The organism is Candidatus Limimorpha avicola (assembly GCF_056978975.1).
Genome location: NZ_DBMCYK010000018.1, coordinates 47,952 through 57,224, shown reverse-complemented (window position 1 = coordinate 57,224; position 9,273 = coordinate 47,952). Strand labels below are relative to the sequence as shown.

Below are 9,273 nucleotides of genomic sequence, written 5' to 3'. Positions count from 1 at the left end.
AATTAACCGAAGACCAAGGGAAAAATTAAACTTCTCCACTCCAAAAAAGGAGTTCTTCAAATTTATTTCGTAATATTGCACTTGCTGTTTGACTCTACCGATACAAATAATGAAGTGATATTTTTTTACTTATGAAATAAAAAATTATCTTTGCACCAAAAAGAAAAATTATGCGTAAATTAACTATGTCTGAGTTGAACAGAATGGATGTGGAAGAATATAGAAATGTCGAAAAATTGCCTATAGTGATAGTTCTCGACAATATACGTTCGCTCAGCAATGTAGGTTCATTTTTCAGAACTGCCGATGCCTTTAGGATAGAGACGCTTTTTCTTTGCGGTATAACGGCATGTCCTCCGCATCGTGAGATTCACAAAACTGCACTTGGGGCCGATGACAGTGTGCAGTGGCGTTATTTCAAGACAACAGTTGAGGCTTGCGAATGTCTTAAAAATGCCGGTTATTCTGTTTTTGCTGTGGAACAGGTGGAGAATAGCATCATGCTCGATGACTTTATTGTACCACAGAAATCTGCATATATTTTTGGTAATGAAGTCGATGGTATTGACGATGTTCTGCTGCCATATTGTACTCAGGCAGTGGAGATACCTCAGATGGGTACCAAACATTCGCTCAATGTATCTGTCAGTGCCGGCATAGTAATGTATCGTATTTTTGCTTCTTTGCACCATCTGTTGAGTTGATTTTGTTAAATTTTACATCTTATTCGATTCTTTAACACCTTTTGTTGAACTAACACAATAATGTATTGTTCTGTTTTAAGTAAAAAAACTAGAAATAAACAAATACATTATGAAAAAAATCGATTCAATTTTAAGATGTTTTATTGTCGCAGCCTTGACAATAATGCCTTTGGTTTTTCATGCCGAGCCCAATACTTCAATGAAAATGGAAGTACATAGAAATGTAAAAGATATGGCAAAACATGTCGATAAGGTGCAATTTTCAGCTACTCCACAGATTTTAGAAGAGGTAGGTAACAAGATTGTGGTTACCATAGAGGTAATGTTTCCTCCCAAGTATTTCGATAAAAAAACCGTTATGAATGTTACTCCTGTTCTTGTTTATGATGCAGGGCAGACGGATTTACCAGCTATGAATTTTATTGGAGAGAAGGTTGAGGGTCAAGGTGTCGTGATAAGTCACGACAATGGCGGCACATATTCTTATACTACCACAATAAAATACAATGACAAAATGGCAAATTCAGTGTTGATGGTAGAACCTATAATATACACCTATAAAAATAAGGTACATCCCGACCGTGCAAGTATAAAGACTAAAGAGGATTTTGCATTATGCGATGCCATGCTTCTTGCAGAAGGTGTAATTACTACTGCTAAAAATGTTGATAAGTCGCTGATGCGAGTGGCATACGTGAAGCCTTCTGATGAAAGGGTCGTAAATCATGAGATTAGTGATATTTATTTTAATGTAAATTCCGACAATATCAACTGGAATGTTCCTTTAAATCAAGTTGCACAGAACAAAGAGGCTCTACAAAACATGACTGCTCATATAGCCGATGGTTGGGAGATTCAGAATATCACCATCACAGGCTGGGCTTCCCCCGAGGGTCCGGTACAATATAATGTAACACTGTCAGATAACAGAGCTGATATGGTAGATACTTTCGTTAAAAAACGGCTTGCCGCACTCGCCGGACAGAAAGGTACCAAGGTGAGTTACTCTAATGTAAATGATGTTAAGATAACATGTGTAGGTAATGGTCCGGATTGGAACGGTTTGATAGAGGCTGTAAAAAAATCCAATATTAAAGATAAACAAATGATTATAAATACTTTGAGCGTACAAACTGAACAACAGAGAGTGGCACAACTAAATAAATACATAAAACAATATCCCGAGATGGAAAAAACAATTTTGCCATCGTTACGCCATGTCGTCATTGATGTAAATACTGTGGAACCTAAGATGACTTCAGACCAAATGGTTGCCAAAGCGAGTGATACTCCGTCAGACCTAACGTGTAATCAGTTGATAGTTGCAGCATCTATGGTTAAAGATTTGAAACATAAAGAGAAAATATATGTTAATGCCGTTCAAACTTACCCTGATTGTTGTGGTCTGTATTGCAATGCCGGAGCAGTTGCCATAGAACAGGGAAATACCAAACATGCAAAGAAAATGTTGCAACAAGCATTGCAAATCAATGATTTACTTGCTGAAGCTTATAATAATCTTGGTATTGTGGCAGTGATGGAAAATAATTACGATGCAGCTGCTTCGTATTTCAATCAAGCTCAGTCACTCGGACTCAATACAGACTACAATATGGGAGTTGTACATATCGACAAAGGAAACTATGGACAAGCAGTACAATTGATGAGTAAAAACAATCCCAATTGCGATTATAACATAGCCTTGGCACAGACTTTGGACAAAAAATACACATTGGCGGAAGAAACAGCTACTTGTCTTCAGGAAAATGGACAGACGTTGTATCTTCAGGCTGTCATTGCCGCACGTACTAAAAATGTAGAAAAAGCACTGAAACATCTTGGCAAAGCTATAAAATCAGATGTTAAGATGAAAGAAAAAGCTAAAAAAGACAAAGAATTTGCCGTAATGAAAAATGACCCTGTTTTTATGGCTTTAGTACAATAAATAGATTTTTTGAATCTATAAGCCGCAAAAATAAAAAGCGGCTTTTTATATTTTTTTTTAAAAAAAACTTTTGTATTTAAAAAATTGCTACTTTTGTAGCAAAATAATTAGGAAAGTATTATTAATTAAATCTAAGGCTATGAATAAGTTTAGTTTTACAAAGACATTGGTTATCATTATTTTTGCCATGATTCCATTTAGTTTCTTTGGGCAAGAGAGTGATAGACCATCAAAACCTACAAGAGCTGATTTCAAGAATTATTTGTATTTCACAGGTGATTTTGGTCTTGGTATGCCATCAGCTGACAATTTCAACCAGACTTTTAAACCTAATGGACACATAGGAATGGGCTGGCAATTTGACAATATTGTAGGTCTTAAGGGTAAAATTGGTTATGGTGCACTCGGCACAGATCTTACTGATGCTAACACAATGAAATTGGACTATATAGAGTCTTCACTTAGTTTGACTATGAGTCTTACGGACATTATTTTTGGTTATAATCCGAACAGACTTGTCAACTTTGTGCCTCATATCGGTATAGGTCAACTTCAGTACAGACAGCAGTTTGAAGATCAAAATGGCAATGTTATCCGTCAGGTGGGTTATGACAATAATAACCCAATTAATGAAAAAGGTGGCGGTATTTTGTTCAGAAAAGTTGTATTCACTATTCCTATGGGTGCCGAACTTAACTTCCGTCTTGGTCAACATTGGGGCATCTATCTTGACTATACTGCAAGTAGAGTCGATTCACGTACACTTGACGGCAAAATAGATGGTGATAAGAGAGACTGGTTTACAAGCTTTAATTTGGGTGCTGTTTATAAACTCAATAATGCTTCTAAGAGAGATTCTGCTAAGTATAATAATTGGTTTCTTACTCTTGACGGTGGTGCAGCATGGCTTTATGGTGATAACACAAAATCATTGGATGATGTCAAAGGTAATTTAAATATAGGTGTCGGTTATTTCTTCGGTAACTGTTGGTCTGTTTATGCCAAGTTTGGCTATGGTATTCTTGAAGGAGCTCAGGTGTGGCAGGATAATGTCATTTTTGAAGTCCTTTATTCAGACTATTATGCTGCAAATATCAACTTGTCGTTGGACCTTATCAACTGTATCTTCGGTTATAAAGAAAATCGTCTTTTCGGATTGTCTCCTCACATCGGTTATGGTCAGATTCAATATAGAACAAAAACTCTTGCCGGTGATGAGTATTTGATGTTCGGTTATGACAATGATAGTGAGAACAACTTGAAAGGCGATGGTATGTACAATAGAAGAGTTGTTGCTACAGTTCCTATGGGTATTGAACTTACTTATAGATTCCATAAGAATTTAGATATTTATGCCGATTATACAGTAAATTGGACAAATACCGATATTCTTGATGGAAGAGCTTCCGGTAATTGTTATGACTATTTCAATACTGCCAATGTAGGTTTGCGTTATAAGTTTAATAAAAAATGTGAACCTGTAGTTGAAGAGGAACCGGTTGAACCTATTATACAATACATACAACCTGAAACACCGGAACCTATCATTATCAGAGATACAGTCGTGATAGAGAAGACTCATGTCTATTACAATGCTTATACTGATGCATTCTTCGGTGTTGGTGATTCTCAAATTCATAAGGACTATAGAAACCTTCCTATAGTGGAAAAAGCTGCTGATGGTTCTGCTCAAATCAGAGAAGTGGTCGTCAACGGTTATGCTTCTCCTGAAGGTCCTGCTGAGTTGAATCTTCAATTGTCGGAAAATCGTGCCAATGCTGCAGCCGACTATATGAAACAAGAGTTGAGCAAGGAAGTCAATATCACAGAGATAGACTTCGTAGTTGAAGGCAAAGGCGCTGACTGGGAAGGATTTATCCAGGCTGTCAAGGAATCTAATATTGAAGGAAGAGATGAGATAGTAAGTACACTTAACAGTACGACAGAACGCGAAGACGCTTTGCGTGAAATAATGGCAAAGTATCCTCAGGTGAGAAAACTGTTCCCGCAATTGCGCCGCGCTGGTATCACTATCACTTCTGTAAAATAATAAATTTATATTTTGACATTATAAAAGAAGACCGGTTTTAATGCCGGTCTTTTTGTATTCAGTAAATAAAAAATTGTAAGTTCTATATTTCAATAATAAGTCCGTCGTATGCCAGCATCATGTTTGCCGGCAGTGCCGGGTTAACCTCGGCAGCCTTACCCATACGGTGTCCTACATGCGTGAACCATGTCTTGCGGACATTTAACTTTTCAGCTATATCAATTGCCTGTGACAAACAGAGATGAGAATAATGAGGCTCTTTACGTAATGCTTCTATTACCAAATAATCTATACCAGTCAGTTTCTGAAAGGCTTCTTCTGAAAGATAACTTAAATCAGTTACATATCCGAAACGACCTATTCTAAATGCATAACACAACATGTTGAAATGATTCATTTCAACAGGTTCGATGGTGATGCCATTGATGACTATAGGGCTGCCGTCAATCTCAATGAGATTGTAACTTGGAGAGCCGGGATAGCGTTTGTCTTCTTCAACAAAAGCGTATGAATATTCTTTTATTATCTCGTTCTGTGCCTCCGATGAGGCATATATAGGCATTGCCTTATGCTGAATGAAGTTAAAGGGTCTTACATCGTCGAGACCTCCTATGTGGTCTTTGTGTTGATGTGTTATCAGAATAGCATCAAGATGTGTGACGCCGGCTCTCAGCATCTGAGCCCTGAAATCCGGACCTGCATCTATACATATCACTGTGTCTCTCTCTTCTATTAATATAGATGTCCTCAATCGTTTGTCTTTAGGGTCATCGGATTTGCAAACTTCACATTTACAACCTATTATAGGCACACCCTGAGATGTGCCGCTGCCAAGTACAGTTATCTTCATTTCATCGTTTATTATATTGCAAAATTATAAATTTCCATAATTCTCTTAGTGGTATTGTTGAATTTATCTCATTTTGATTTTGAAAAAAATTGATAAAACACATAGATAATTGACAATAATAATGTACCTTTGCATATTAAAAACATAACATGTATTTTATTTTGTTTATGTATTTGTGTAAGTTATTGTGATACATGGTGATAAATTTGTCGGATGTATTGTCTTGCGATAAAGTTGGAGAAAGATGATATGTTTGTGTTATAAATAAAAGAAATGAAAAAAAATAAATTCATCGGTACCGGTGTGGCTCTTGTGACACCTTTTAATGAGGATGGTTCAGTAGATTATGTCTCATTGAGAAATCTGATAAATTTTGACCTTGAAAACGGTTCGGATTTTATGGTTGCGTTAGGTACCACTTCCGAGTCTCCTACTCTCGATGATGACGAGAAAAGGAAAGTCGTCAAAACGGTAGTGAATACTGTGGCAGGTCGTTGCCCCGTGTTGCTCGGTATGGGTGGCAACAATACTGCGGCATTGTTGAAAAATATAGAACGACAGGATTTTACCGGTATTGATGGTATTCTCAGTGTAGTACCTTATTATAATAAACCTAATCAGAGTGGCATGATAGCACATTTTACTGCTATAGCCGATGCTTCTCCTGTCCCTGTTGTGCTTTATAATGTGCCCGGCAGAACCGGTGTCAACATGCAGGCTGCAACGACAGTACGTCTCGCTTGTCATGATAATATAGTGGCTGTGAAAGAGGCATCCGGCAACTTGCAGCAAATTATGGAGATATTACGCGACAAACCGGAAGATTTCGACTTGTTGTCCGGTGACGACGGAATAACATATCCTATGATGGCGTTAGGCGCTAAGGGTGTTATTTCTGTAGCTGCCAACGCTTACCCTGAGATGTTTTGCAAGATGGTACATCTGATGTTGGAAAAACGTTATGATGAGGCTTTGCCTTTACATTATGCCATGCTTAAAATGAATGGTCTAATATTTGCTGATGGCAATCCTGCCGGAATAAAAGCTTTACTTGCTCATAGAGGCTTGTGCAATAATGTGTTACGCCTGCCACTCCTGCCGGTAAACGATAACGTTGGAAATGAAATAGAAAATAATTGTAAATATTTGTTAGTTAAATGATTTGTTATGAAAACACGACTACTGATATGTTTCTTCTTACTGTTTTCTTGGACTGTATATTCACAAGAAACAGATTGGCACTCAATAATGAGCCAACGTAATGAGTTCTATTTTAAGTTCAAAATTGACGACGTAACTGAATTGAGAAAAATTGCCAAAATCATTTCTGTTGATAATGTCGAAGGTGATGTCGTTACCGCATACGCTAATAATAAGGAGTTTGAAAAATTCTCTGAGATGGGTTATGATATTGTTCTTGAGACTCCTCCTTCTATGTTGATTGAATATGATATGTTCGATGGTACACGTGAGGAATATGAATGGGATTCTTATCCTACGTATGAGGCTTATGAGTCGATGATGTATGACTTCGCTTCTTCACATCCGGACAAATGTTCCATAATAGAACTCGGGACACTTTCAAGCGGAAGAAAGATATTGTTGGCAAGAATTAATAATGGCAATCCTGACGGGAAACCTAAGTTTTTATATACTTCTACCATACACGGCGATGAGTGTACGGGTTTCATTATGATGTTGCGTCTAATAGATTATCTTCTTACGAGCAATGATGCTGATGTGCAAAATGTAGTAAACAACATGGATATTTTCATTGGTCCTAATTCCAATCCGGATGGCACTTACCACAACGGCAACCACACTGTTAACGGCGCCACACGTGAAAATGGAGCCGGCATAGACATCAATCGCAATTTCCCTGATTTCAACGATGGTCCTCATCCTGACAACAATCCTTATGCAGAGGAGACAGTGTTGTTTATGCAACTTGCTGAAGATTATAACTTTACTATGGGAGCCAACTATCATGGCGGTGCTGAGGTTCTTAATTATCCTTGGGATACAGAAAGTGATTTACATGTAGATGATGCCTGGTGGCAACATGTATGCCGTCAATATGCCGACTTGGTACATGAGGTCGATACCAACTATATGGATGATTTTAATGATGGTATTACCAACGGTTATGAATGGTATTCTGTGAGTGGCGGTCGTCAGGATTATATGAATTATTATCATGGATGTAGAGAAGTTACCATAGAATGTTCCGATACCAAAACACCTCCTGCGTATCAACTTCCAACTTACTGGAATTACAATGTCAATGCAATTATGGCTTATCTCGGACAGGCATTGAACGGCATTCATGGAGTGGTGACGGATTCCATTACCGGTGCTCCATTGGAGGCGACGGTGACTATAGCAGGTCATGATGAGGATTATTCCAAGGTCAGCAGCCACCTTCCGGCAGGTGATTATCACAGATTGATAAAAGGTGGAACATATACCCTTACTTTTACTGCCAATGGTTATTATCCTAAAGATTATACTGTAACGGTAGCTGATAATGAGGCTGTCAATCTCGATGTGAAACTCGTCTCAGGTGAAGGTATTATTCCTGATTTTACAGCAAGCAACGTTAATATAGGAATAGGACAGGAAGTTTCGTTTACTGATGCTTCATGGGGAGCCGGCATAGTGTCATGGGAATGGGAGTTCGAAGGTGCTACGCCTTCCACATCAAATGAACAGAATCCGGAAGGTATAAAATACAATGCTGTAGGTAGTTACGATGTTACTCTTACTGTTACTAATCAGGATGGCGATACCGAATCGTTGACAAAACGTAATTTTATCACGGTGTCGGAAATGTATCTCATGAACAATACTACAGTAACGGTTAATGATGCCATGTTTTATGATACCGGTGGTGCAGACAGCGATTATGGCAATAATGAAAATATGACGATGACTTTTTTACCTGCAACAGAAGGTTCATTGTTGAGAGTGAAATTTGAAAGTTTTAAAACTGAAAGAGATTATGATGTCTTATATATTTATGATGGGACATCGACCTCGGCAACTCAAATTGGCTCTTATTCAGGATCATCGTCACCGGGAGTGTTGACTGCAACAAATGATGAAGGCGCATTGACATTCCGTTTTACTTCTGATGGAAGTGTAACAGAATATGGATGGAGTGCAGTGGTTTATTGTGTGGGTGGAGAAATGAACGTTATTGCAGGAAGTGAGAGTGATACTATATGCGAGGGTGAGACAACACGTCTTTATGTAGATGTGACAGGAGGTTCAGGGGAATATTCTTATAGTTGGACGCCGGCTGCCTCGCTTGATGATGCTCATTCGGCGACACCTATGGCTAATCCTTCGGAGACGACGACATATACTGTGACAGTGTCTGACGGTAATAATGAAAAAGATGCTTCCGTGACAGTGGTGGTCGTGTCGTGTCAGGGCGTGGAAGAAGAAAATGCAAATGTTGTAATGATCTATCCAAATCCATCATCATCGAATATTTATGTCAAGTTGAATGAAAAAGCAGATGCGGTATGGACTTTAACCAACATACATGGTCAGATTGTTAAAAGAGCAACGATAAATAATGATAATTTCGTAGTTGTTTCTGATGGCCTTACTCCGGGATTGTATATCTTGAATGTCAAAGTTGGAGATCATAATATAGTTAGGAAGATTGTAGTGGAATAATCATACAGACAGAAAGGTGTCGTATTTGTTTGGGTAA

General features: G+C 38.1%; 6 protein-coding genes. 5 read left to right on the top strand and 1 reads right to left on the bottom strand.

Annotated features, from left to right (window positions below; genetic code table 11):
• Positions 1–170 precede the first annotated feature (170 nt).
• From ACZOVS_RS08455 to ACZOVS_RS08445, 3 genes are all read left to right on the top strand, one after another.
• The gene (locus ACZOVS_RS08455) at positions 171–704 is read left to right on the top strand and encodes an RNA methyltransferase (protein ID WP_483996792.1); all 534 of its coding nucleotides are present in this window, start codon (positions 171–173) and stop codon (positions 702–704) included.
• Positions 705–813: 109 nt separating this feature from the next.
• Positions 814–2,649, top strand: a complete 1,836-nt coding sequence (locus ACZOVS_RS08450) for a TPR end-of-group domain-containing protein (RefSeq protein WP_483996791.1) — start codon at positions 814–816, stop codon at positions 2,647–2,649.
• A gap of 139 nt (positions 2,650–2,788) precedes the next feature.
• Positions 2,789–4,699 carry an outer membrane beta-barrel protein gene (locus tag ACZOVS_RS08445; RefSeq protein WP_483996790.1) on the top strand — a complete coding sequence of 637 codons (1,911 nt, stop codon included), beginning with the start codon at positions 2,789–2,791 and terminating at the stop codon, positions 4,697–4,699.
• A gap of 82 nt (positions 4,700–4,781) precedes the next feature.
• Here the strand turns inward: ACZOVS_RS08445 and ACZOVS_RS08440 are convergent, their stop codons facing one another.
• Positions 4,782–5,549: an MBL fold metallo-hydrolase gene (locus ACZOVS_RS08440; RefSeq protein ID WP_483996789.1), complete on the bottom strand. Its 768-nt coding sequence runs from the start codon at positions 5,547–5,549 to the stop codon at positions 4,782–4,784.
• 273 nt (positions 5,550–5,822) lie between these two features.
• On the opposite strand from ACZOVS_RS08440, the gene dapA reads away from it, so the two are divergent.
• Positions 5,823–6,710 carry a 4-hydroxy-tetrahydrodipicolinate synthase gene (dapA, locus tag ACZOVS_RS08435; protein WP_483996788.1) on the top strand — a complete coding sequence of 296 codons (888 nt, stop codon included), beginning with the start codon at positions 5,823–5,825 and terminating at the stop codon, positions 6,708–6,710.
• A 6-nt stretch (positions 6,711–6,716) separates the two neighbouring features.
• Complete coding sequence (locus ACZOVS_RS08430) at positions 6,717–9,236, top strand: M14 family zinc carboxypeptidase (RefSeq protein ID WP_483996787.1); 2,520 nt, start codon at positions 6,717–6,719, stop codon at positions 9,234–9,236.
• The last annotated feature ends 37 nt before the right edge of the window (positions 9,237–9,273 follow it).